Below are 24,174 nucleotides of genomic sequence, written 5' to 3' on the forward strand. Positions count from 1 at the left end.
CCCCGGGTCAGCTGCTGCCGGCGGCGGCCAGCGCCTGTTCCCACGTGGTGGGCTCCTCCAGGAGCCGGCGGTAGCGCATGGTCCGGGGCGTCGAACGCAACCCGACCACGCCGGTGAGCATCCCGTCGCGCCCGAGGAAGGCCACGAACTTCCGGTCATCGGGTGAACCGTGGACGAAGGAGACCTGATCCGCCGGGGTGCCCTGGCCCAGCAGCTGAATCTTCATCTTGTATTGGTCCGACCAGAAGTAGGGCACCGGGGTGAAGGGTGTGGGCTCCTCACCCGCGGCCCACGCGAGTATGTTGCGTGCGGCGATCTCACCCTGTTCCGCGGCGTTGGTCCAGTGCTCGAGGCGGATCCGGCCGCCGAAGCGCGGATGCGGCCAGTTCGCCAGGTCGCCCACGGCGTAGACACCCGGGGCCGAGGTGGCCGAGTACTCGTCGCAGGCCACAGAACCGTCCTCCAACAGTTCCACGCCGGAGCCCCGGAGCCATTCGGTGTTCAGGTGCACCCCGATCCCCGCGACCACCAGCGTGGCCGGGACCGTGCTGCCGTCGGACAGGCGCACCCGCTCCACACGGGAACCGCCCTCGTACCCGGTCACGCTCACCCCGAGGCGTACGTCCACGCCGTTCTCGCGGTGCAGCTCGGTGAGGACCTCGCCCACGGCCGGATGCACGACCCGGGTCAGCGGGGTCTGCTCGGCCTCCACCAGGGTCACGTCCATGCCCACGGCCCGGGCACTCGCGGCCACCTCGGCGCCGACGAACCCGCCCCCGACGACCACCAGGCGGCCCCCGGAATCGAACTCCGAACGCACCGCCTCGGCGTCGTCGAGGGTGCGCAGCACGTGCACACCCGCCAGGTCGGTCTCCGGTCTGCGGGCCCGTGCGCCCGTGGCGACGACCAGAGCGTCGTAGGACAGCGATTCCTCCTCGCCCTCGGGCCCCTGCACATGCACGCGCCGGGCGTCGGTGTCCAGGCCCACGGCCGAACGCCCGAGCCGGAAGTCGGCCCCGATCGCTTCCACCACGGTCTCGTCACGCAGCTGCAGCGCCCGGTGCCCGGCCAGCCAGCCCGGGTCCCCGCCCGAGGGGGCCAGCCCCACCCCGGTCAGGACCTCCTTGGACAGTGGGGGACGGGAGTAGGGGCGGTGCTCCTCCTCCCCGACGATCGTCAACCCTCCCAGGTATCCTTGGGCGCGCAGCGCCTCAGCCGTGTGCAGCCCGGCCATCCCCGCGCCGACGACGACGATCCGGTCCATGCTCTCCCGCACCGTGTGCCACTTCCCTTCGTGTCCGTTGGTCTGCCGTGGGCCGGTGGGTGTGGGCCCCGTCCGGCCGATGCCTTCGACGGGCCGTTGTCAGAGCGGCCGGACCTCGCCCACGGTTTCCCTGCCGCCCGGGACGGCCACACGCAGCCGGTCGGCCACGGCGGAGACGTCCACCCCGAGTGCACGCAGGGCGTCGAGTCCGACCAGCGTACGGGCCCTGAGCTGGGCGTCGCCGTCGCTGATCTCGACCGCGACCGTCTCCCCCGTGGGCGCGCCGAGCACCAGGACCCCGTCCGCGCCGACCTTGGAGACCAGGCCCGGCATCCGTCGCATGAGGTCGGTGTCGATCCGGCCGGTGCCCGAGACGTACTCGGGGTGCTCGGTCATCGCGTCGAGCACGGCACGCTCCCGGCCCCCGGCGGGGGCCGTGCGCATCGAGTACAGGCCCCGTGCGAGCCCGGCCAGGGTGACGGCCGACTGCGGGGCCCCGCAGCCGTCCACGGCGGTGTGGGCGACCGGTTCACCGCACAGCTCCTCGATCACCTCACGCACCAGTACCTGCAGGGGATGGCCGTTCTCGAGGTAGTCGTGGGTGCTCCACCCACTGCGCACACACGCGGTCAGGAACCCGGCGTGTTTGCCCGAGCAGTTCATCAGCACCGGGTCGGGCCCGTGGCCCGCCCGGATGTGTTCGGTCCGCGCCTCGGCGGAGCCAGGGACGTCGGCAGGGCACCGGAGTGCGTCGGGGGCCAGCCCCGCCTTGGCCAGCATCCGTCCGACCTCGGCGGCGTGGAACTCCTCCCCACCGTGGCTGCCCGCGGCGATCGCCAGCGACTCGCCCTCCAGGTCCGCCCCGGCGCGCAACATCGCCACTGCCTGGAACGGTTTGGCCGAGGAACGCGGGAACATCGGCCGGTGCACGGGTCCGCGGGCGTAGCCGATGCTCCCGTCGGCATTCAGCCCGACCACCGCCCCGTAGTGGACGTTCTCCCGCATCCCTGATCGGACGGCTTCCGCGAGCGGTACGTACTCGGGGATCGGGTTCTGGGACATGGGAGGCGCTCTCCTGCTCGTCGTGGCCCCGGTTGCGCGGACGGCGCAGCGGGGGGTCTCGGGGCGTGTCACCGAACACACCCTTGGGCTCGTGCACCCGGGGGATGCACCGGCCCAGAACGTTGCACAGGGGGGCTTTCTTCCCGGAGCGGCGCTCATCCGCGCGTCGGCCGGAAAAGCATGTCCGAGGTGGGCAGTAGGGTCGGATGCCGTACCCGGGCGCTGACCGGGACGAACGACGGCCAGGAGGGTGGACACGACGATGGGAACGCTGCGGACGGGCGCGCTGACCCGCCGAAGGGTCGGTGTACGGGCGGCGGACCTGGAGTACGCGGTGCTCGACATGGAGACCACGGGCCTGGATCCGGGCTCGGGCGCCCGGGTGGTCGAGGTCGCGGTGGTGCGTGTGCGCGGTGACGGCAAGGTCGTGGAGGAGTTCAGCAGTCTGGTCGACCCGCGCGCCGAGGTCTCCGGACAGGAGTTCCACGGCATCGGCGCAGGCGACGTGGTGGGCGCGCCCACGGTCGCCGACCTCGTACCGCACCTGACCCGCCTGTTCTCGGGTGCGGTCGTGGTCAGTCACAACCTCGACTTCGAGCAGCGTTTCCTCGGCTCGGAGTTGGTCCCCGCCGGCCTTCCCGAGGGGCAGGCGGGCCTGTGCACACTGCGGGCCCTGCGCTCCCAGGTCGAGCTGGAACGCTACTCCTTGCCCCGGGCCTCACACGCACTCAGCGGCCACTGGCCCACGGGCCAGCACACGGCGTTGGGGGACGCCCGTGCCTGCGCGATGCTCCTGGTGGAGCTCATCGCCAACGCCCCGGGCACCCTGCGCTACCGGGGAGCGCCGCCGCGTGTGCTGTCCGCCCCGCGTGCGAACGGCCCCGAACCGGCCCGCCGGAAGCCGCGCACCCTCCCGCTCCCGGGCGGTCTGGAGGCGCCGCGCGCCTGGGGACGGCCGTGGCGCCCGGTCGAGCTGGACCCGCTGCTGTGCGGGGGAGCCTTCGGGGAGACCGACCGGATGATCGCCGAGCGCGCGGCCCGCCACGGCACCAGGTCCCGCCGCCGCATGGCGACCGCCGCCGTGGTGGCCGGGGGCGTGGCCGCGACCGCCGCGGGCGGCATGCTGGTGCGTCTGGCCGGTCTCAGAAACCGGACAGGGTGAGGAAGAAGGCGATGATCAGGGCGCTGCCGCCGATCGTGGTGAGCAGCGCACGGCCGTTCTCGGTCAGGCGGGCCGAGGCGATCCGCACACGCGGGTACTCCACCCGTTCGGAGGTGGCTGCTGCCCCCTGCCGGGACGGTACGCGCGGGGGCACGACCCTTCCGGGGACGAACTGCGGCATCTTGTTGAACGTGGCGACCGCGACCAGCGCGGCGCCGATGAGGATCAGAACCAGGGTCACGTCAGGGCCTCACGAGTCGATTGTTCGGTCCGGGGCCCCTGATTCTTACGGAAATATCTGTCCGGTAGCGACTCGGTTTCCAACTGGTCAACGCGACGGGCCGGGTTCCGGGTCCGCCTTTATCGCACTGGGTCAGTCCCGGCCACTCTCCGCTGCCGTTTTCGGTACGACGGTCTCCACCGTTTCGGTGGGAACGCCCAGGCCGCGCAGGGTGAACCGGGTGATGAGCGCGTGCGTGCGGTCGAGGTCGGCCTCGCCCCGCACGAGCGGGATGCGTTGGGACCCGACCATGGACAGCGTGAGCCCGGCCGTGGGGTGCGCGGGCAGGGGGTCGAACTCCCCGGCGGAGGCGCCCTGTTCCAGGATCTCGGCGAGTAGGCGCTGCATCGGGGCCACGTGGTCGGCCAGGCGCTGGTAGGCGTCCGGCCCCAGGCTCGCGCCGAGCTCGGCCGCCGGCGGATGCGGGTGCTTGACGATGCCCTCCAGCTGGAGCCGGACGAAGGCCGACAGGCGACGCGCGCACGAGACCCCCGAAGGCAGTTCCTGCCGGTAGCGCTCCACGAAGGTGTTGTTGATCTGCTCGGTGAAGGCCAGCAGGAGCGCGGGCTTGTCGGGGAAATAGTTGTACAGCGCCGTGCGGGTGATGCCGGCGGTTCCGGCCACGTCGGTCATGGAGACCCGGTCGATGCCCTGGGTCTGGATGAGTGTGTCGACCGCCTCCATGATGCGCTCGCGTGTACGGGTACGGTGCGCGGCGATGGTGGGGGCGGTGATCTTGGGCATGGTCCCCATGGTGGCACGGAGTGTGCCCCGGGCAGGGCGCGCCGGCGGCTGATGCGCCGCGTGGGACACGGTCGGGCGCCCGCCCCGGGGCTCAGGGTGTGCACACGCGTCCCAGGTCGGCCAGGACCTCGGTGTTGAGCTGGTAGGCCAGACGTGCCTCGCGTAGCAGGAAGTGTTCTTCGGCCTCGGGCAGCTCCAGGGCGTCCAGGCTCTCCCGGTAACGCGCACGGAACTTCGGCAGACTCCCCAGCGCGCGGAAATCGTAGAAACGCACCCCCGCGCCGTCGGTCAGTCCGTAGGTGCGGCGGGCGGCCCTGGAGATGAACTGTCCGCCGGACACGTCGCCGAGGTAGCGCGTGTAGTGGTGTGCGACGAACCCCGCGGGGTGGTCGGCCATCTGGTGCAGCCGGGCCACGTAGGTACGGGTGGGGGCGCTGGGACGGACGAGGTCCTGCCATCCGTCGCCGAGCAGGTGGGCCAGGTCCTGTTCCAGGGCCGGAACCCGTTCGAGCTCGGGCTGGAGGAAAGGCGCGGTGACGGGGTGGCCGCTCAGTGCGCGGCCGACCTCCTCCAGGGCGAGGTAGGCGAAGTAGTGCTGGGCGACCATGGCGGTGTACCCGTCCAGGGGCAGGTCGCCCTCGATCAGGGCCTGGGTGAACCCGTGCTGTTCGGCTGCCTCGTGATCGCCCCAGGTGGCTGACTTGAGTCGCTCGGAGAAGGAGGAAGGGCTCTGTCGGGTCGGGGGTGCCGCGGCCGTGGCGCTCAACGTGGTCTTCCGCTCTTTCCGTCGGCGTTTTCCTGACATGATGTCACTTCCCGAGGGAGTACTGTCAATAGGTATACGACAAGCTGTCAGAAAAACGCGGCCCCCGCGGACCTGCGGCTCCGCGCCCGCGTGGCTTGCCCGATCACGGGCGCAATGACCCTCCAGAGGTGTGACCGCGTGCACAATGGGGAAACGGTTCCGGCTGCCGGCATCGGATGTGTCTCGCTGCGCTCGCTGGTCAAGCGACCGAAACGGCGATTATCGTTTGAGTGTCGTGTGGTCGGAACCGACCGGAGGACCCCGAGCTGTCGGCTCGGACCGGTCGGCGTGATCAACGCCGACACCGTCCGGCCCGACCGGAGGCGATGAGTGGAAACCAGGAGCCCGGGACACGGTCCCGTGTCCGTGAACGGCAAGGGAGCGGCGGGCGCCGTCCCCGGCGTCGGCGCTGCCCATGACGGCGGGCCGCACGGGTCCGCCCCTCCGGGCGGCGACGACGTCCTGAACAAGCGGGTGGAGGCTACCGTCGAATCGGTTGACGTACTGCTGGTCGAGGACGACCCCGGTGATGCCATGCTGGCCGAGGAATTGCTCGCCGACACGGTCCTGACCACCCGCATCACCTGGGTCGAGACACTCGCGGACGCCAGACCCGAGCTCCGCAACTTCCGCGGCTGCGTCCTGTTGGACCTCAATCTGCCCGACGCGCACGGCCTGGACCTGCTGCGGCAGATCCTGGACGCCGCACCCTCGGCGGCCGTGGTGGTCCTGACCGGGCTCGACGACGAACACGAGGGTCTGGCCGCGGTCGCTGCCGGCGCCCAGGACTACCTCGTCAAAGGCCAGGTCGACGGCTCCCTGCTGGCGCGCAGCCTGCGCTACTCGGTCGAACGCAAACGCGCCGACGAGAACGTGCGCAAACTCCGTGAGGCCCGTATGCGCGCCCGCGAGAACATGCGCCTCGAACGGGGCCTGCTGCCACAGGTGCTGCTGGAACGCTCCCCCCTCAGCCACCGTGCCTACTACCGCCCCGGCCGCAAACGCGCGCTCGTGGGCGGCGACTTCTACGACGCCGTCGAGAAGGACGGCACCACCCACGTGCTCATCGGCGACGTGAGCGGCCACGGCCCCGACGAGGCCGCCCTCGGTGTCAGCCTGCGTATCGCCTGGCGCGCTCTCATCATGGGCGGGGTGGCCGAGCGCGAGGTGCTCTCCCACCTCGAGGGGATCCTGGTCAGCGAACGCGCACAGGAGGAGATGTACGCGACGCTGTGCATGTCCAGCCTGGACACCGGTACCGACCGGATGCGGGTGCGCGTACTGGGCCATCCGCCTCCCATGGTCCTGCACGACGGTGCGGTCGAGGTCGTCCCGGCCTCGCCCCAGCCCCCGCTCGGGGTCCTTCCCGTGGATCCCGGCACCGAGCCCGACGTCTTCTCGCTGCCGGAGGGCTCCAGCGTGCTCTTCTACACCGACGGGCTCGTCGACGCGTACGACAACGGACCGCCCGAGCGCCTCGAGGTCGGGGGACTGCGCGACCTCGTGGCCCGCGTCGTGGACCAGGGCGTGTCCCTGAACCACTTGCCCGAGTACGTGGTCGACGAGGCCGAGCGCAGCAACGGCGGCCCCCTCCAGGACGACGTGGCCATGCTCCTGGTCAAGCACGGGGACCCGCAGTGAGCGCCGGAGGCGGCACAGGCTCCGGCGACCACGAGAACCCACAAGGACACCAAGGCCCCCGGGACGGTGTTCCCGCCGCGCAGGGGGAGGGCACGGCCCAGGCCGGGGGAGCGGACCCGGAGGAGGACCCCGAGGGTTCGGCGAGCGGCCGGCGCCGCTCCGACGCCGGGACCCGGTTCGTGTACGCGACCCCGCGCCCGCGCGTGCGTTCCACCCACGAGTCCTGGAGCCTGCGCCGCCGTGTCACCAGCCTGCTCACCGTCGTCGCAGTGGTACTGACCGTTGCGGTCTCGGTGATCACCCTGGCCGCGTTCCAGGCCCGCGACTCACTGAACATGCAGGTCGACTCGCTCACGCCCGCCCTGAGTGCCGTGGAACAGACCCGTGCCTCCTACCTGAGCCAGGACCATGCCCTGCGCGGCTACATCCTGACCCAGGACCGCGACTTCCTCCAGCCCTATGTCGAGGCCCGCCTCAACCTGCTGGAGCACCAGGCCGAGCTCACCCAGCTCGCCGAGGAGAACCCCGACGTCGCCGAGAACGTCAACGAACTCCTCGAGGCCGGCGAGGTCTGGTCCGACGAGTTCGCCGCACCCGCTCTGGAGCAGGTCGGCAACGGCGAGACCCCCTCCCAGGCCGATCTGCAACGCGGACGGGTCCTGTTCCTGGAACTCAACCGGGTCAGCGACGCCACCAGCCAGCAGCTCCAGGAGGAGATCGACGAGGCCCGCAGTGGTCTGACCCTGGCCACCCAGCAGGTCGTGGCCCTGCTCGTCCTGGTCGGGCTGGTCGTGGTGTTCCTGTCGGTGTTCCTGTGGGTCATGCTCCAGCAGTGGGTGCTGAGGCCCCTGGAGGAACTGGCCGGACACATGAGCCAGGTCTCGGAGGGTTACTACGCCCACCGGATCGTCCTGCACGGGCCGCCCGAGATCGTGCGTCTGGGCAAGGACGTGGACTCCATGCGCGAACGCATCGTCCAGGACCTCGACGAGGTCGCCTTCGCCCGGCGCAAACTCCAGGAACAGTCCACGCTCCTGGAGACCCAGACCGAGGAACTGCGCCGCTCCAACCTCGAACTCGAGCAGTTCGCCTACGTGGCCTCCCACGACCTGCAGGAGCCCCTGCGCAAGATCGCCAGCTTCGTGCAGCTCCTGCAACGGCGCTACCGGGGACAACTCGACGACCGTGCCGACTCCTACATCGATTTCGCGGTCGAGGGCGCCAAACGCATGCAGACCCTCATCAACGACTTGCTGGCCTTCTCCAGGGTCGGGCGCACCAAGAACTTCGCGCCCGTGGACCTGGACAGGGCCTTCACCGACGCCCTCACCAGCCTCTCCGCGCGCCTGGAGGACGCGGACGCCGAGGTCACCGGGGACCGCATGCCCACCATCGAAGGCGACCGGACCCTGCTGACCCAGGTCTTCTTCAACCTCGTGGGGAACGCCGTGAAGTTCCGCGGCGAGGAACCGCCCCGCGTGCACGTCGACGTGCGCCGGGAGGGCGAGGAGTGGATCTTCTGCTGCACCGACAACGGGATCGGGATCGAACCGCAGTACGCGGACCGCATCTTCGTGATCTTCCAGCGGTTGCATACCCGGGACAAGTACTCCGGTACCGGGATCGGCCTGTCCATGTGCAAGAAGATCGTGGAGTTCCACGGTGGCCGGATCTGGCTGGACACCTCCGAGCGCGAGCCCGGCCGGAGCGGAACCCGCATATGCTGGTCCCTGCCCGTGGGGGCCGAGGAGGAAGGGGACGAGCGCGCCGAGGACGGCCAGGGCTCCGAACCCGGCGGTGCCGGAACGGGCCCCTCCGAGGGATCCGACAGCGGTACGGTTTCCTCCGACGACTAGGGGTCCCCCCGGTCACCGGGGGTCTGCAAGCGTGAGCGAGGTCATGTTGGTGCATCCGATCGAGGTGCTGCTGGTCGAGGACGACCCCGGTGACGTCCTGATGACCAAGGAGGCGTTCGAGGAACACAAGGTGGGCAACCGCCTCCACGTGGTCTCCGACGGCGTCGAAGCCCTGCGGTTCCTCCGCCGCGAGGGGGAGTACGCCGAGGCACCCCGGCCCCATCTGATCCTGCTCGACCTCAACCTCCCCCGGAAGGACGGGCGCGAGGTCCTGGAGGAGGTCAAGAACGACGAGGCCCTCGCACACATCCCCGTGGTCGTGCTCACCACCTCCGAGGCCGAGGAGGACGTGCTGCGCAGCTACCGCCTGCACGCCAACGCCTACGTGCCCAAGCCCGTGGACTTCGACCAGTTCATCCAGGTCGTCCGCAAGATCGACGACTTCTTCGTCACCATCGTGCGCCTGCCCCAGTCGTAGGCCGTCGGCGGCGTGGCCGGAACACCGGTCCATGACCCCCTCCGCGCCTCCCGCGGCCCGGGCACGGGGCCGGACCCGCGAAGCAGGGGCAGGCCAACCGGCGCGTTCTCCGTTACGGTGAGGGCATGAGCTTGCCGAAGCAGCGGGACCCCGAGGGCCCTTACCGCATCGTCGTGGTGTGTCTGGGCAACATCTGTCGTTCACCCATGGCCGAGCAGGTGTTGCGGGCCGACCTCGACCGCGCCGGCCTCGGCGACCGGGTCGAGGTCACCAGCTCCGGTACCGGCGACTGGCACGTCGGCGGCACCATGGACCCCCGCGCCGCCTCCATCCTGGGTGTGCACGGTTACCCCGTGGAACACACCGCACGCCAGTTCCGGCCCACCGACCTGGCCGACGCCGACCTCGTACTGGCGATGGACCTGGACAACCACGAGGAGCTCTCCGCCGCTGTCACCGGTCAGGGCGCCGAGCACGGTTTCGATCCCTCGCGCCTGCGCCTGTTCCGTTCCTTCGCCCCCGGCATCGGCCCCAACCCCGAGGTGCCCGACCCCTACTACGGGGGGGACGACGGGTTCACCGCGGTGCTCAACATGGTCGAGGCCGCCGCCAAGGGGCTCACCGACCAGCTCGACGAGCACTTGAACCCCGGAGGCTGACCGGTGGAGGGCGAACCGACCACGCGCGGCGTCCAGGACGGGGACCGGACCGTCCCCGAACGGGGGGACCATCCCCGCGACCCCGTCACCGGAACCATGGCCGAACGCTTGGGCGTGATCATGGACCGGCCCGTGCGCCGCGCCGCCCTGGCCGGAAGCAGCCACGACTGGGAGATCACCTACGCCGAACTCGACGACGGCACCCGCCTGTTCGTCAAGGCACTGCCCCGCCGTGCCCCCGCCCACGGGGTGCTCAGCGCCGAGGCCCGCGGTCTCGCGTGGCTCGGGCAGGCGTTCGGTTCACCCGCCCTGAGCCCCCTGGCCTGGGACGAACGTATCGTCGTGCTCCCGTGGGTGGCCGAGGACGAACCCACCCCGGCCGCGGCCGAACGCCTCGGCCGCCAGTTGGCCGGTCTCCACCTGACCGGTGCCGCGCACCACGGTGCCCCGTGGGAGGGCTACATCGGTCCGTTGCCGATGGACAACACCCCTTCCGACCACTGGCCCTCCTTCTTCGCCGAGCAGCGGCTGCGCCCCTACCTGCGCCGCGCCCTCGACCAGGGCTCCCTCACACCCGCCGACGGCCGGGTCATCGAACGCGCCGTCGACTCGGTCGCCGAGCTCGCCGGCCCAGCCGAACCACCCGCACGGATCCACGGCGACCTGTGGAGCGGCAACGTGCTCTGGCGCGGACCGGACGCCGTCCTCATCGATCCGGCCGCCCACGGTGGGCACCGGGAGAGCGACCTGGCCATGCTCTCCCTGTTCGGCCTGCCCTACCTCGACCGGGTCCGCGACGCCTACAACGAGGTCGCCCCCCTGGCCGAGGGGTGGCGCACCCGTGTGTCCCTGCACCAGCTCCACCCGCTGCTGGTGCACGTGTGCCTGTTCGGCGCCGCCTACCGCACCACCGCCCTGGATGCCGCACGGGCCGCGCTGCGCAGTGGGTGAGCACCCCGGGGCCGCACGGTGGTGCCGGAAACGGACACCCGGTCGAACGTGAGGGTCCTCACGCTCCGGCCCCGCACGGGCGCACGGGTGGTTGGATTGACGGCATGGAGCACGAACACGACGGTCCCGACCTGCACGTGGCCCTCATCGGCTACGGCAAGGGCGGAGAGGTCTTCCACGCCCCGCTGATCGACGCCGTTCCCGGGCTGCGCCTGTCGGCCGTGGTCACCGGAGACCCCGAACGACAACGGGCGGTGCGCGAGCGCTATCCCGACACCACCGTGTACGCGAGCGTCGCCGATCTGTGGGCACGCGCCGACCGGTACGAGATCGCCGTCGTCTCCACACCCAACGACACCCACGCGCCCCTGGCCCGGGCGGCCCTGGAAGCCGGGATGGCCGTGGTCGTGGACAAACCGTTCGCGCTCACCTCGGCGCACGCACGTGAGCTCACCGCCCTGGCCGAGGAACTCGACCAGGTGCTGACCGTGTACCACAACCGCCGCTGGGACTCCGACTTCCTGACCCTGTGGCACCTCATCGAGGAAGGAAGCCTCGGACAGGTGCACCGGTTCGAGTCGCGGTTCGAACGTTGGCGTCCGAGAGCCAAGGACACTTGGCGCGACGCCGGCGGCGTGGAGAACGGCGCCGGGATCCTCTACGACCTGGGCCCGCACCTGATCGACCAGGCCGTGAACCTGTTCGGTCCCGTGGCGACGGTGTACGCGGAGATCTCGGCGCTACGGGAAGGTGTGTACGCCGACGACGACGTCTTCCTCGCCCTGCAGCACGCCCGCGGGGCCCGCTCCCACCTGTGGGTGAGCGCGCTGGCCGCCGCGCCCGGACCCCGGTTCCGGGTGCTGGGCGACGCCGGGGCGTTCGTGGTCCAGGACCTGGACGGCCAGGAGGAACGCCTCACAGCGGGGGAGGCTCCGGACGCCGACGACTGGGGTGCGGTCCCCGAGGAACGCTGGGGCCGCCTGTTCACCGACGGGTGGTCCCGCCCCGTGCCCAGCGCCCGGGGCGCCTACCCCGAGTTCTGGGCCGGTGTTCGCGACGCGGTGGGCGAGGGCGAACCGCTGCCGGTGGACCTGCACGAGGTCGTGCACGGGCTGGAGGTCGTCGAGGCCGCCCGCCGCAGCGCCCGTACCGGGTCGGTCGTGGAGCTGTGAACCCGACCGGGACCGTCCGGGCGGCCGGCGCGGAACCGTCCGGTCACCACGGCCGGCGGCGGGGCCACGAGTGGGGCGTCCGTGCCTGTGGACGGCGTCCCCACCCTTCCTTCTTGCGTTTATGTTGGAGGGGCTCTTCCCATGGCCCCACAGACCGAGAAGGAGACGTACCGTGGCTCAGGTACTCGTGGTCGCGGACGACCTCACCGGTGCCAACGCCACCGGTGCCCGGTTCGCCCGCACCGGCATGCGTGTGACCACGGTGACCCCCGAACACGTCAGCCAGGTCTCCGGCGACCACGACGTCGTCGTGGCCAACCTCGACAGCCGACACGTACCCGCCGAGCAGGCCTCGGACCTGGTCACCGACGTGGTCGAGGCGGTGTGGCCGGTCGGGCTCGTGGTCAAGCGCACCGACACCACCCTGCGCGGGAACATCGGGGCCGAGCTGGAGGCCGCCTACGAGGCCGTGCGCGAGCGCGTTCCCAAGGGCACCCGTGTACGGGTGTTGTTCGCCCCCGCCTTCCCCGGCGGCGGACGTATCACCGAGGACGGTGTGCAGCTGCTCAACGGGGTCCCGTTGGAGAGCACGGACCTGGCGCAGGACCCGCTGTGGCCCATGGGCACCAGTGTCGTACGCGACATCCTCGCCGAACAGACCTCCCTGGCCGTGCGGCACGTGCCGGTCCGCCGGGTCACCCGCGCCATGCTCACCGCGGACCTGCTGTCCGGGGACGAACCGATCGTGTTGTGCGATGCCGATTCCGAGCAGCACCTGTCCGACATCGCCGAGGCCGCGGCCGCCGCCCACCACGAGGACGGGACCGTGTGGGTCGCCGTCGACCCGGGCCCCACCGGGGCCCTGCTCGCTTACGCGCTGCGCCTGCGCGGCCAGGCCGGCACACGCGGCCCGCTGCTCGGTGTCTCCGCCAGTACCACCGGGCTGACCGCGCGCCAGCTCACCACGGTGGCCCGCACCGGTGCGGTGCGGTTCGTGGACCTGGACGCGGCCGCACTGAGCGACCCCGGTGACGGCCACGCCGACACCGTGGCGGAGGAGCTCACCGTCCAGCTGACCTCTTCCGGTTTTCCCGACCTGTGTGTGCTGCGGTTGACCAGCAGCACCGAGCAGGTGCGCGCGCTCTCGGCCCAGGACCGCGCCGAGCTGCCCGTACGTATCGCGCGGCTGGTCTCGGAGGTCATCCACGAACTCGCCGACACCGAGGGGCCCCAGGCGTTGCCCAGCGGCCTGTACCTGACCGGCGGTGACCTGGTGGCGAGCCTGCTCGACGAGCTCGGGGTGCACGCCTTCGACGTGGGCGGGGAGGTCGTGCCGCTGGCCGTGCACGGACACCTCAGCGGGGGACCGCTCGACGGGACGCCCGTGGTTACCAAGGGCGGGCTCGTGGGGGACGAGATCACACTGGTGGAGTGCCTGGCCAAACTCCGACGAGCGGTGCAGAGCCGACTGCGCCAGGTGCACTCGGAGGTTTCGGAACACGTGGTCCCGGTCCTGAGCAAGGACCCCGCCTGAGCGGTTGCGTGCCGCGCCCGGCCCCTCTCTCCCGCAGGTCCGGGGACCGACGTTCACCCGGGCACGGGTGCACGTGTCGCGCGTGCCGCGGCGTAGGACCTTCGGCCGGGGACGTGCAACGCGGTTCCACTGCACGGCCCCGTACGGGACCGGCACCCCTCGTGCGGCGTCCGGTCCGGAGCAGGGCTCAGGCGGTGACGTGCTCGTTGACGAGCTTGCCGACCTGTTCGGCCAGGAACCCCGGCATCTCCAGCGGCCCCATGTGACCGACCCCGCCGATCTCCACGGGCCGGTCGGCGCCGGGGATCACCGAGGCCGTGTGGTGGGCGTGCCACGGCGGGGTCATCTTGTCCTCTGATCCCGCCACGATCACGGTCGGGGCGGTGATCCGTGCTGCGTCGCGGTCGATGTCGAGATGGTTCAGGACCGCGCCCCAACGGCCGCGCGCGATGCCGTTGCACTCGTGCACCATACGCACGCACAGATTCACCGTGCGGGGATCGGCGTCCCTGCCCATCGTGATGTACTTCAGCGCGGCGGTGGTGGCGGCGTTGCGGGGACCGAGGGGGAGCGGGGCCTGGAGGAAACCCTTCGTGGCCAGTGCGGCGAAGGGCGAGGGCAGGGGGAAGACGGTGGAACGCTGCGGTAGTTCGACGGAGCCGGTGTTGGTCAGCAGCACCGCGCCGATCTTGTCGTGGAAGGTGTTTCTCCCACCGGAGGCCATGATCGTCATGCCGCCCATGCTGTGCCCGGCCACGACCGCCTTCCGGCCCTCGGACACGGTCGCCTCCAGTACCGCGCACAGGTCGTCGGCGAGCTTGTGCGGCCCGTACCCGGCCTCGGTCAACGGCTGCTGGGAACGGCCGTGCCCGCGCTGGTCGTACAGGACCACGCGCAGGTTCGGGTCGAGTTCGCGTACGACCGGGCCCCAGGAGGCGAGGGAGGTCGCCCAGCAGTGGGAGAGGACCACGGTCGGTCCGTCCTCGGGGCCGCGTACCTCCACGTGCAGGAGGGTGCCGTCGTCGGACCGGACCTGCAGGTCGTCGGCCGGGCCCAGGTGTCGGGTTGCCATCGGGGATACCTCTCGCTCGGGGTGAAGGGTGGGGCCCGGACCGGTGCGTGGCCCGGGGCGGGTTCGCAGGGGTGGTCAGTCGTCGAGCTCGACCTCGGGGACCGCGAAGGGCGGCGTTCCGGCCCCGCTCACGGGGTGCCCTCCCCACAGGTTGGGCGCGTCGAGGGTTCCGGTGCCCTCGTGCCCTTCGGGGGTGCGGACCACGACCTCGCGCACCCCGTTCTCGTAGGCCGCGGTGATCTCGTCGCTGGCGGACAGGCGCCCCTTCCAGCGGTAGTCACCGGTGTGGGGGGAGAAATGGCCCGCGATGTGGGCGCGCACGTCGGCCGTACCTTCCTGCTCCCCGCCGGACAGGAGCACCGTGACGACGCCCCGGTATTCTTCTTCGCCGTCGTCGAAGCCGCTCAAGCTGTGTCCTTTCTCAGGCCGCGACGGTGGCGCGGCGGGTACGGGAACGGTCCACCCTGAGGTCGTAGTTGTGGGGATCGAACCACCGGGTGCGCAGTGCGAAGTTCCAGGTGAAGGTGGGCCACAGTGTGGTGTTGCGGCCCTGTTCGTTCAGGTACCAGCTGTCGCAGCCGCCGGAGACCCAGACCGTGCCCTCCATGCTCCTGGCGACCATGTCGTTGTAGCGGCGCTGAGCCTCCGAGTGCACGTCGAGGCGGTCCAGTCCGTTGCGGCACAGGTACTTGAGCGCCTGCATCGTGTAGCGGATCTGCGCTTCGATCATGAAGACCTGTGAAGTGTGCCCGAGGCCGGTGTTGGGGCCGGCGAGCACGAAGGCGTTCGGGAAGCCGGAGACCGTGGTCCCGCGGAAGGCCTGCGCGTCGGTGCCCCAGTGGTCGGACAGCGATCGCCCGTCGGGGCTGAAGATCCGTTGGGCCACGGGCGGGTCGGCGACGTGGAACCCGGTGCCGAGGATGATCGTGTCGACCTCGTGCTCGGTCTCCTCGCCCGAGGCGTCCCGGGTGACCACGGAGTTGGCGCGCACCTCGACGATGCCGTCGGTGACCACGTCCACGTTGGGCCGGGCCAACGCGGGATAGTACTCGTTCGACATCAGGATGCGCTTGCACCCGGCGCGGAAGTCGGGGGTGAGCTTGGCCCGCAGATCGGGGTCGTCGGTGCTGCGGTTGATGTTGGAACGCCCGAGCGCCTCCACGACCTTGAGGAGCCTGGGGTTCTTGGCGAAGCCGAAGATATAGCTCTCACGGCCCCAGTAGATGCTCTTGCGCGCGACCTGCTGCGCGCCGGGGACGTTCTCGTAGAGCCAGCGCTCCAGCTTGGTGACGTCGCGGTCGTGGCGGTACATCACCCAGGGGGCCGTGCGCTGGAAGAGCTTGAGCTCGCCGACCTTCGGCTGGATCTCGGGTACGAACTGGATCGCGGAGGCGCCGGTGCCGATGACGGCGACCTTGCGGCCGCTCAGGTCGTGGTCGTGGTCCCACCGGGCGGAGTGGAACATGGTGCCCTCGAAGGTGTCGATGCCCTTGATGTCGGGGATCGAGGGGTCGGCGAGGGGGCCGGCTCCGGTGATGAGGAACTGTGCGGTGAGGGTGCCGTGCTCGGTCTCGATGCGCCAGTGGTTGTGCTCGGGTTCCCAGTGCGCGGACCTCACGTCGTGGTCGAAGTACACGTGCCGGGGGATCTCGTACTCGCCGGCCACACGCTTCATGTAGTCCCAGATCTCGGGCTGGCGGGAGAAGGTGCGGCTCCAGGTCGGGTTGAGCGCGAAGGACCAGGAGTACAGGTGCGAGGGAACGTCGCAGGCTGCGCCCGGGTAGTCGTTGTCACGCCAGGTGCCGCCGAGCTGGTTCGCGCGTTCCAGGATGACGAAGTCGTCGAGACCGGCCTGCTTGAGCCGGACCGCCATCCCGATCCCGGCGAAGCCGGAGCCGATGACGGCCACCCGGTGGTGAGGGGGTGTTTCGGTCACGTTCAGGTCCCTTCTGCGAACCGGCCCGGTACTGCTTCGGGGCGGAATGTGTGTGGTCCCCCCGGGGACGTGGCGCGTTTCGCCCCCGGGGGGAGAAGGCCCCCGGGCGAGAGGCGTGGCGCGGTTCGCCTCCGCCGGGGGGTGTGCCCCCGGGGACGTGGCGCGTGCGCCCCCGGGGAGCCGGCCCACCCCGGAAGGAGCGGTGCGGTCACCTTCCGGTGGTGGAGTCTGTGGGTGCGGCTCAGCCGAGGAGGCCGGCCTTCTTCCAGAAGTACTTGCCGAGGCCGGTGATGGCGTCGGCGGTGTTGAGGGTGTCCACGACCTTGCGGGCCGCCCAGGTCTTGGTCCCGATCCAGTGCGGGTTCTTCTTGGCGACCTTGTAGGCCTCCTCGGGGTCGAGCCCGACCTGCTCGTAGACCTTGGGGTTGATGAGCCGTGTGGCGGAGTAGTAGGTGATCAGACCGAGCACGACCTTGCTGTAGGCCTTGTCGACCGGGCCGCGCTTCTGCCAGTCGCGGTGGAACTCCTCGCGGGCGTAGCGCATGTGGCGGGCTTCTTCGATCACGTGGATGCGGGCGACCGAGCGCACCAGGGGCAGGATCTGTTCGTCCGGCATCGCCTCGCGCTGGAACTGGTCCAGGACCTCCTCGACGAACAGGGCTCCGGCGAAGATGAGCGGGCCGTGCGCGATCGTCTTGAAGAGGCGGCCCAGCTGGAAGGCGACCGGGTCGATCCGGTGGGTGTGCCAGCCGAGCTTGTCGACCATCTTCGCGAACATCACCGTGTGGCGGCACTCGTCGGCGATCTCGGTGTAGGCGTACTGGACGTGCTGGGTCGAGGGATCGTTGTGGTAGGCGTGCCGCACCAACATCTGCATGAGGATGGTCTCGAACCAGATGCCGATGGTGGCGATGGAGGCCACTTCCAGGCGGGAGAGTTCCTTGCGCTGGGCCTCGGTGAGCTGGTCCCACAGATGGGTGCCGTACAGCGAGACACGTTCGGGGCGGATACCCCACATGTCGGGGTCGACGGGCGCGTCCCAGTCGATTTCGATCAGCGGGTCGTAGGAGGCCTTGGCCGAACCGCGCATCAGGCGCTTGGCGATGTCCTCGCGGTCGGTGATCTTGGGCTTGGCCGTGATCTCTGCGGTCATTTCCGTCCCTCCTCAGGAGGCGTTCTGCTGGGCGGCGAGGGTGCCGTGGCGGTTGTGGAGGCCCTGTGCGATCTCCGCGCCGGCAAAGGTTCCGTCGTTGAGGAGCAGCTGCATCTGCAGGGCGACGAGGTTCTCCGTGGTGGCAGGGAAGTGCCGCGTCAGGTGCAGGGCCGCGGTCCCGAGGGTGGTCGAGGCCACGTCACGGGGGGCGCGTGCGGCGCCCGCGGCACGGACGACGGCCATGACGGTGTCGCGTGTGCGTTCGGCGGGCACGAGGCCGTCCAAGGAGGCCCCGTTGGCGCGGGAGACGTCGTGGATGGGGGTGTCGACGTAGCCGGGGAAGACCGTGGTGACACCGATGTGGGTGCCGTACTCGGCGCGGAGCATGTCGGAGTAGGCGGCGACTGCCCGCTTGGAGACGACGTAGGCGCCTGCGAGGGGGAGCTGGAGGTTGGCCAGCAGCGACGCGGTGTTCACGACCCGGCCCCGGCTCTCCAGCAGCGCAGGCAGGGCGGCCGCCGTGACGCGCCAGGTTCCGAGCAGGTTGACCTCGATGGCCTGACGGGCGTGTGCGTCGGGCATGTGGCCGATGTCCACGGAGGGGCCGACCCCGGCGTAGTTGATCAGCAGGTCGGGCCGGCCGCCGAGCTGTTCGACGGCCTCGGCGACGGCTTCGCTCACCTGGGCCTCGTCGGTGACGTCGCACCCGATGACCCCGGGTCCGGGTCTGCGGTCGATGCCGACCACGTTCACGCCGATGTGCCGGAGGACGTCCGCGGTGGCGCTGCCGAAGGCCCCGGAGGCACCGGTGACGATGGCGTTGAGGCCCGGCAGACGGTGCAGGCGGGGCGGCAGGGGGGTCCTCATGTGATCTCCTCCACAGTCATTGCCGGAACATTACAACGAGCATTGTCACGATGCAATGGGGCGTCATCGGATATTTACCGGTGGGTAAGGTCTGGGTGGATCACGCCGCGTACCAGGCCTTTCGGCGTTGCCCGCGCGGTCGGACGGCGTCGGCGGGGGAGCTGGGGCCGGTGTCCAGCGGTGGCCGCGGAGGCCTTCCCAGGGGAGGTGCGGCCCCGGGCGTGTGACCTGCGTTTCCCCGTCGTGTGGCCCCGCGCACGCCCCTTCCCCCGGATGTGGCGAGGCCCGCCGCGACGACGCGTCGGGCCCGGGGCCGTTCACTTGCCGAGGACCGGCCCCGGCGGAAGTACCTAGGCTTGACCCATGGCCGAATACCGCATTGACGAACTCGCCCGGCTCGCCGACACCACCGTGCGCAACGTCCGGGTCTACCAGGATCGTGGCCTGCTCGCCCCACCCCGGCGAGAAGGGCGCGTAGGGCTCTACTCCGAGGCGCACCTGGCACGACTGCGCCTCATCGGCCAGCTCCTGCGCCGCGGTTACACCTTCGCCAACATCGGGGAGATGTTCCAGGTCTGGGAGCGCGGCGGCGACCTCTCCGACATCCTCGGCTTCGAGTCCGCGGTCGGCGACGCCTGGAGCGACGAGATCGCCGACTACCTCACCCTCAACGAGCTCAGAAGCCTCTTCGGCAGAGGGGTGACCCCGCGGACGGTGAAGCGGGCCCTGGACCTCCGGGTGCTCGAACGCGACGGCCTGCGGTTCCGTGTGCCCAGCCCCCGCCTGCTGAACGCCGGAAGCGAGCTCGTCAAACACGGCATGACCGTGGACTCGGTCCTGGACATCGCCGAGAACCTGCGGGAGAAGATCGGTGACGTCGCCGAACACATGGTGCGCCGCGTCGCCGACCACATCCTCTCCGAGCACCCCTCCATCACCGGCATGGAGAGTGAGGAGATCGCCGAGGTCAGCGGACTCATACGCCACGTACGTCCCCTCGCCCAGCAGGCCGTCGACGCCGTCCTGGCCCAGGCCATGGCCGAGCACCTCAACGATGTCCTGGGCGAACGGTTCGCCCAGGACATGGAGGAACTGCACGAGGGCCCGGTCGACGGCCGCGGCGGGGAGAACCCCGTGGGGACCCCCTGAACGCACCGCGCCGTCTTCCGGGGCACGGCCGCACAGGTGCGGCAGCCCCTCAGTCCGTTCCGGAACCCTCGCCCCGGACAGGGCCCCCGTCGGGTCCCCCGACCGAACCGGCCGGGCCCGGATCCGGGGAGCCGGCACTCTCGGCGGGGGCCGTGGCCTCCTCGAGGGGTGCGTCGGCGGGAACCGTCCCCCCGGACCCGTCGTCCCCCTTCGAACCGACCACCGTCAACGGCAGCGACGTCGTGTGGCGCAGCTCGGCGAACGCACCCCGGGGCACCGCCGGGTCGTGCGGATGGACCGGCTTCAGGCGCTGGTAACCCTGGCTCTGGTGCGGTCGGGCGTCCTCCTCACCCTTGTTCGGCCACAGCGACATGGCCCGCTCGGCCTGGGCGGTGATCGTCAGCGACGGGTTCACACCCAGGTTCGCGGTCACCGCCGAACCGTCGACCACATGCACGTCCGGGTGACCGAAAAGGCGGTGGTAGGGGTCGATGACCCCGCTCTCGGCGCTGTCGCCGATGGGGCAGCCGCCGAGGAAGTGCGCCGTCATCGGGATGTTGAAGATGTCGCCGATGGTGCCGCCGGCGTACCCGTCGATGCGCTCGGACAGCCTGGAGGCGGCTTCCTGCCCCTCGGGGATCCACGTGGGATTGGGCTCGCCGTGCCCCTGGCGGGAGGTGAGCTTCTTACGGCCGCCGAGGAGACCGCGCCGGAGCGAGGTGGTCAGGGAGTTGTCCAGTGACTGCATGACCAGGCCGATGATGGTGCGCTCCGACCACCGCCGGTTGGAGAAGCTGCGCACGAAGATGCCGGGACTGCGCAGCGCATTGCCCACGAAACGCAGCCAGCGCGGGACCACGCCGCCCCCGGCGACCTGCATCGCGGTCAGGAGTCCCATGGCGTTGGACCCCTTGCCGTAGCGCACCGGCTCGATGTGGGTGTTCTCGTTGGGATGGATCGAGGAGGTGATCGCCACACCCCGGGTCAGGTCCTCGTGCCAGGGCACGTGGCGGCTCATGGCACCCACGAGCGCCTCGGAGTTGGTGCGGGTGAGAGTGCCCAGCTTCTGCGAGATGCGCGGCAGCAGCTTCTGGTCACGCATGCGGTGCAGCAGCGTCTGGGTGTTGTAGGTGCCCGCGGCCACCACGACCTGGCGGGCGGTGAAGGTACTTGCGTGCTTGCGCCGGCGGGGTCTGTCGGTCCGGAGGGTGTCGACCGCGTATCCGCCGCCCCGGGCCGCGGGGAGTTCGCGGATGCGCTCCACGCTCGTCAGCGGGTGGATGCGGGCACCGCCGCGCTCGGCGAAGTGGAGGTAGTTCTCGGTGAGCGTGTTCTTGGCGCCGTGGCGGCAGCCGGTCATGCACTCCCCGCACTCGGTGCAGGCCTTGCGTTCGGGGCCCGCGCCGCCGAAGTAGGGGTCGCCCACGGACTCACCGGGTGCTGCGCTGCTGCCGTCGCCGTCCTGGCCGTCACCGAAGCACACACCCACGGGGGTCAGCCGGAAGGTGTCGTCCACGCCCATTTCGCCGGCCACGGCGCGCAGGTGCTTGTCGGAAGGGGTGACGGTGGGGTTGGTGCGCACACCCAGCATGCGGCGGGCCTGGTCGTAGAAGGGGGCCAGCTCCGATTTCCAGTCGGTGATGTGGCTCCACTGCGGGTCCTCGAAGAACGCGTCCATGGGGTGGTAGAGCGTGTTCGCGTAGTTGAGGGACCCGCCGCCGACCCCGGCCCCGGCCAGGATCATCACGTCACGCAGCAGGTGGATGCGCTGGATTCCGTACATGCCTGCCTGGGGCGCCCACAGGAAGTTCTTCACGTCCCAGGAGGAGGAGGGCAGTGTCTCGGGGGTGAAGCGTCGGCCGGCCTCCAGGACCCCGACGCGGTAGCCCTTCTCGGTGAGGCGCAGGGCGCTGACCGACCCCCCGAACCCCGATCCCACGACAAGTACGTCGTAGTCGAAGTGGTCGTCGGCCTCTGTGTGCTGAGCGGATGGAGCGTGCTGGGCGTCTGGGGACACGAGCTCTTCTCTCCTGATCAGTTGCGGTCAGCTCGTGGTGCGCCGGATACGAGTCCGCAACATTGAATGCGCCATCTGGAAATGTGACAATTCATATTGTAATCTCCACCACTACTGCCGAGTAAGGCGTGTTCCACGTAACACGCGAGGCGTGCATCGGCGCAAGTTTCGCTCCCCCTCACCGTCCGCCCTCCGGACGGTGGTTCTTTGGAGGTACTCCATGGCCAAGGCTTCCGACGAGGCGTCCGATGCGTCTCAGGACGTGCCTGAGCAGGTCGAGAGCGGTGGCGGCACCCGGTGGCGCCGGTTCGCGCTCGTGGCCGTCCCCGGGTTCGTGGCGGCCGCCGCCCTGGGCGGCATGACCACCCAGGGCCTGCTCGCGTCCTCCTTCGCGGTCTCCGGCGACAACTTCAAGATGTCGGCCGAGCAGCTCCGCGGCGAAGGGTTCTCCCAGTACGGGGACGTGGCCGAATCGGTCGACGGCACCTCCCGTCCCATCGGCCTCTCCACGGTCAACAGCGCCGAGCTCGACAACCTGTGCATGTCCTCGCTGTGGGACCTGCCCATCGGCGAGGCCACACTCCGCATCACCGCGGGGGAGAACAGCCCCGTCGAGGGCTCCTCGATGGTCATCGACATCGAGCAGCTCCAGGGCGACGCCGAGTTCAGCGAGATCGAGATCGGCCGCGACGCCAGCACCCTGGACAAGGCCGACGGCTCCCAGGGCCCGGCCGGAGGATTCGGACTGCAGTCGGACACGATCACCGTCTCCGACATGGAGATGACCTCGTGGGCCGTCACGGCCGGAACCATGCGGCTGTCCGGTCTCGGGCTCTCCGTCAAACCCGGAAACGACGAGTGCTTCTGACGCCATGTCCCAAGCAATGACCAAGCTGCGCGCGGGGCGCGCCCTGTTCCGGAACTGGCGGCGCCGCCGTCCGTTCTGGGGCGGTGCGCTCCTCGCCGCGGCCGGTATCGAAGTCCTGGTGGCCCCTGCCGCGCAGAGCCTGGTCCTGCCCGTCGACCTGATCATCTACGCCGGTATCGCCGGCATCTCCGGTCACCTCATCGGCGCACTCCTGGTCGGGATCGGGGTCCTGAGCTGGTTCCAGCCGGCCCAGAACTCCTTCTTCGGGATGGTCGGCATCATGCTCGCTCTGGTCTCCTTCGTCACCTCCAACTTCGGCGGTTTCGTCATCGGGATGCTGCTCGGGATCGTGGGCGGAGGACTCGTCTTCGCCTGGGGCCCCGAGGCCCGGGAACGGCGCTCCGGGGGACGGCACCGGGGCAGAGGGCCGGGCAGCAGCGACGCGGTCGACGGGGACGCACGGCCGGGCGGGGGCGCCGAGTCCGTCACCGACGGCTTCCCCGGCGGTGACGAGGACCCCGGGACCCGCGCCGAGGACACCCCGCCCTCCGGCGGGGGCGAGCGCTCACCGGAACGTACCCGCCCGACCGGTACCCGGAGGCGGACGTGAGAGGCCCCATGACACGGAACCGACCCCTCGCGGCGGCGGTACTGCCCTTGGCGCTGGTGGTCACCCTGGCCTCCGCGCCTGCACCCGCTTCCTTCTGGGACTGGCTCCTGCCCGAGGACGAGGAGGAGCAGAGCGAGGAGGAACAACCCTCCGAGGAACCCTCCGAGGGCGCCGGAGACCCGTCCGAAGAACCCGGACCCGGAGAGGGTGGGGAAGAAGGAGCGGGCGAGGGCACCGACGAGGGCACCGACGAGGAGACGGAAGAGACGGAGGAGGACACGGAGAACGAGGAGGAGGACGGCCAGGACGAGGACAAGGCCGCCGAGTGCGAGTACCGCGTGGGCGCGGAAGGGCTCGCCCAGGACGAGGAAGAGCTCCTGGAAGCGGTCGAGGCCTGCCGGGACGCGGAGGAGGAAGGCACCCTGCCCGACGCCCCGGTCGAGGAGCGGGACGACTGCTTCACCGGCTCGACCAGGACCTCGGGGCTGACCGCCGACCGGCTCACCATGATCGGGGCCAGTTACGACGGTGTGGTGGAGTGCCCCACCGGTGAAGGACCCCAGCGCTACATCCGGCTCAGCATGGACACGGCCGACCTCGTCAACGGCGAGCTCTGGTTCGAGGAGTCCGGGACCCGGATGTCCCTGGGGCTTCCGGAACTGTCCATGGACGGCGACGTGGTCCTGCACGTCACCGAGATGAACGTCTCGCTCCTGGGTATCCCGCTGACGTTCACCCCGGACTTCCCGCCGCCCCTGCTCCTGCCGATCATGGTCGTTACCGATGTCGACGTCAGTGATCCGCTCACCGCCACCGACACCATGACCATCCCGGACCTCAACGCCCGGTTCGCCCCGGAACGGCAGTGAAGGCCCCGGCGCGGTCCGACCCGGA

23 protein-coding genes are annotated in these 24,174 nt (G+C 70.4%); 12 read left to right on the plus strand and 11 right to left on the minus strand.

What is annotated here, in order from left to right; genetic code table 11:
• Positions 1–7: 7 nt before the first annotated feature.
• Together D456_RS0118105 and D456_RS0118110 are read right to left on the minus strand one after the other, a co-directional pair.
• Positions 8–1,264, minus strand: coding sequence for an NAD(P)/FAD-dependent oxidoreductase (locus D456_RS0118105; protein WP_373295703.1), 1,257 nt, complete (start codon positions 1,262–1,264; stop codon positions 8–10).
• Positions 1,265–1,363: 99 nt separating this feature from the next.
• A complete protein-coding gene (locus D456_RS0118110; protein ID WP_017577597.1) occupies positions 1,364–2,326 on the minus strand; it encodes an asparaginase in 963 nt (320 codons plus the stop codon).
• Positions 2,327–2,588: 262 nt separating this feature from the next.
• Here D456_RS0118110 and D456_RS0118115 point away from each other — a divergent pair, with 262 nt between their 5' ends.
• Positions 2,589–3,488 carry a 3'-5' exonuclease gene (locus tag D456_RS0118115; protein ID WP_017577598.1) on the plus strand — a complete coding sequence of 300 codons (900 nt, stop codon included), beginning with the start codon at positions 2,589–2,591 and terminating at the stop codon, positions 3,486–3,488.
• On the opposite strand, the gene D456_RS0118120 is transcribed toward D456_RS0118115, so the two are convergent.
• The 3 genes from D456_RS0118120 to D456_RS0118130 all read right to left on the minus strand — a co-directional run bounded on the left by D456_RS0118120 (position 3,469) and on the right by D456_RS0118130 (position 5,278).
• Positions 3,469–3,729 carry a hypothetical protein gene (locus tag D456_RS0118120; protein WP_017577599.1) on the minus strand — a complete coding sequence of 87 codons (261 nt, stop codon included), beginning with the start codon at positions 3,727–3,729 and terminating at the stop codon, positions 3,469–3,471. The genes D456_RS0118115 and D456_RS0118120 overlap by 20 nt on opposite strands.
• A 132-nt stretch (positions 3,730–3,861) precedes the next feature.
• On the minus strand, positions 3,862–4,512 hold the full coding sequence (locus D456_RS0118125; protein ID WP_017577600.1) for a TetR/AcrR family transcriptional regulator: 651 nt from the start codon (positions 4,510–4,512) through the stop codon (positions 3,862–3,864).
• A gap of 91 nt (positions 4,513–4,603) precedes the next feature.
• On the minus strand, positions 4,604–5,278 hold the full coding sequence (locus D456_RS0118130) for a biliverdin-producing heme oxygenase (protein WP_017577601.1): 675 nt from the start codon (positions 5,276–5,278) through the stop codon (positions 4,604–4,606).
• Between the two features lie 399 nt (positions 5,279–5,677).
• Here D456_RS0118130 and D456_RS0118135 point away from each other — a divergent pair, with 399 nt between their 5' ends.
• The 7 genes from D456_RS0118135 (at position 5,678) to D456_RS0118165 (ending at position 13,608) form a co-directional block, all read left to right on the plus strand.
• Positions 5,678–6,958 (plus strand): PP2C family protein-serine/threonine phosphatase, encoded by a 1,281-nt coding sequence (locus D456_RS0118135; RefSeq protein ID WP_017577602.1) that lies wholly within the window; start codon positions 5,678–5,680, stop codon positions 6,956–6,958.
• The gene (locus tag D456_RS24465) at positions 6,955–8,814 is read left to right on the plus strand and encodes a sensor histidine kinase (protein WP_017577603.1); all 1,860 of its coding nucleotides are present in this window, start codon (positions 6,955–6,957) and stop codon (positions 8,812–8,814) included. Before D456_RS0118135 ends, D456_RS24465 begins: the two co-directional genes overlap by 4 nt.
• A gap of 43 nt (positions 8,815–8,857) precedes the next feature.
• The gene (locus D456_RS0118145) at positions 8,858–9,292 is read left to right on the plus strand and encodes a response regulator (RefSeq protein WP_026115989.1); all 435 of its coding nucleotides are present in this window, start codon (positions 8,858–8,860) and stop codon (positions 9,290–9,292) included.
• A 125-nt stretch (positions 9,293–9,417) separates the two neighbouring features.
• Positions 9,418–9,951: a low molecular weight protein-tyrosine-phosphatase gene (locus D456_RS0118150; RefSeq protein ID WP_017577605.1), complete on the plus strand. Its 534-nt coding sequence runs from the start codon at positions 9,418–9,420 to the stop codon at positions 9,949–9,951.
• Positions 9,952–9,954: 3 nt separating this feature from the next.
• Positions 9,955–10,902, plus strand: a complete 948-nt coding sequence (locus D456_RS0118155; RefSeq protein WP_017577606.1) for a fructosamine kinase family protein — start codon at positions 9,955–9,957, stop codon at positions 10,900–10,902.
• A gap of 104 nt (positions 10,903–11,006) precedes the next feature.
• Entirely contained in the window at positions 11,007–12,074 is a 1,068-nt protein-coding gene (locus D456_RS0118160) for a Gfo/Idh/MocA family oxidoreductase (RefSeq protein ID WP_017577607.1), read from the plus strand.
• A 172-nt stretch (positions 12,075–12,246) separates the two neighbouring features.
• Positions 12,247–13,608 (plus strand): four-carbon acid sugar kinase family protein, encoded by a 1,362-nt coding sequence (locus D456_RS0118165; protein ID WP_017577608.1) that lies wholly within the window; start codon positions 12,247–12,249, stop codon positions 13,606–13,608.
• A gap of 187 nt (positions 13,609–13,795) precedes the next feature.
• Here D456_RS0118165 and D456_RS0118170 read toward each other — a convergent pair whose 3' ends face one another.
• The 5 genes from D456_RS0118170 to D456_RS0118190 form a co-directional block, all read right to left on the minus strand.
• The gene (locus D456_RS0118170; RefSeq protein ID WP_017577609.1) at positions 13,796–14,680 is read right to left on the minus strand and encodes an alpha/beta fold hydrolase; all 885 of its coding nucleotides are present in this window, start codon (positions 14,678–14,680) and stop codon (positions 13,796–13,798) included.
• 75 nt (positions 14,681–14,755) lie between these two features.
• Entirely contained in the window at positions 14,756–15,088 is a 333-nt protein-coding gene (locus tag D456_RS0118175; RefSeq protein WP_017577610.1) for a DUF4873 domain-containing protein, read from the minus strand.
• Positions 15,089–15,101: 13 nt separating this feature from the next.
• Positions 15,102–16,616, minus strand: coding sequence for a flavin-containing monooxygenase (locus D456_RS0118180; RefSeq protein WP_026115990.1), 1,515 nt, complete (start codon positions 16,614–16,616; stop codon positions 15,102–15,104).
• A 241-nt stretch (positions 16,617–16,857) separates the two neighbouring features.
• Positions 16,858–17,769, minus strand: a complete 912-nt coding sequence (locus tag D456_RS0118185) for an AurF N-oxygenase family protein (protein ID WP_017577612.1) — start codon at positions 17,767–17,769, stop codon at positions 16,858–16,860.
• Positions 17,770–17,781: 12 nt separating this feature from the next.
• Positions 17,782–18,636: an SDR family NAD(P)-dependent oxidoreductase gene (locus tag D456_RS0118190; protein WP_017577613.1), complete on the minus strand. Its 855-nt coding sequence runs from the start codon at positions 18,634–18,636 to the stop codon at positions 17,782–17,784.
• A gap of 363 nt (positions 18,637–18,999) precedes the next feature.
• Between D456_RS0118190 and D456_RS0118195 the strand changes: the two genes are divergently transcribed.
• Positions 19,000–19,785, plus strand: a complete 786-nt coding sequence (locus D456_RS0118195; protein ID WP_017577614.1) for a MerR family transcriptional regulator — start codon at positions 19,000–19,002, stop codon at positions 19,783–19,785.
• 49 nt (positions 19,786–19,834) lie between these two features.
• On the opposite strand, the gene D456_RS0118200 is transcribed toward D456_RS0118195, so the two are convergent.
• Complete coding sequence (locus tag D456_RS0118200) at positions 19,835–21,802, minus strand: GMC family oxidoreductase N-terminal domain-containing protein (protein ID WP_017577615.1); 1,968 nt, start codon at positions 21,800–21,802, stop codon at positions 19,835–19,837.
• A gap of 220 nt (positions 21,803–22,022) precedes the next feature.
• Here D456_RS0118200 and D456_RS0118205 point away from each other — a divergent pair, with 220 nt between their 5' ends.
• Genes D456_RS0118205 through D456_RS27135 form a run of 3 tightly spaced genes read left to right on the plus strand, consistent with a single transcriptional unit; the run spans position 22,023 to position 24,149 of the window.
• Positions 22,023–22,670, plus strand: coding sequence for a DUF6230 family protein (locus D456_RS0118205; RefSeq protein WP_017577616.1), 648 nt, complete (start codon positions 22,023–22,025; stop codon positions 22,668–22,670).
• A gap of 4 nt (positions 22,671–22,674) precedes the next feature.
• Positions 22,675–23,280, plus strand: a complete 606-nt coding sequence (locus D456_RS27130) for a DUF6114 domain-containing protein (protein WP_239643881.1) — start codon at positions 22,675–22,677, stop codon at positions 23,278–23,280.
• Between the two features lie 8 nt (positions 23,281–23,288).
• The gene (locus D456_RS27135; protein ID WP_017577618.1) at positions 23,289–24,149 is read left to right on the plus strand and encodes a hypothetical protein; all 861 of its coding nucleotides are present in this window, start codon (positions 23,289–23,291) and stop codon (positions 24,147–24,149) included.
• The last annotated feature ends 25 nt before the right edge of the window (positions 24,150–24,174 follow it).

The sequence above is a fragment of the Nocardiopsis kunsanensis DSM 44524 genome (assembly GCF_000340965.1).
Lineage (GTDB): Bacteria > Actinomycetota > Actinomycetes > Streptosporangiales > Streptosporangiaceae > Nocardiopsis > Nocardiopsis kunsanensis.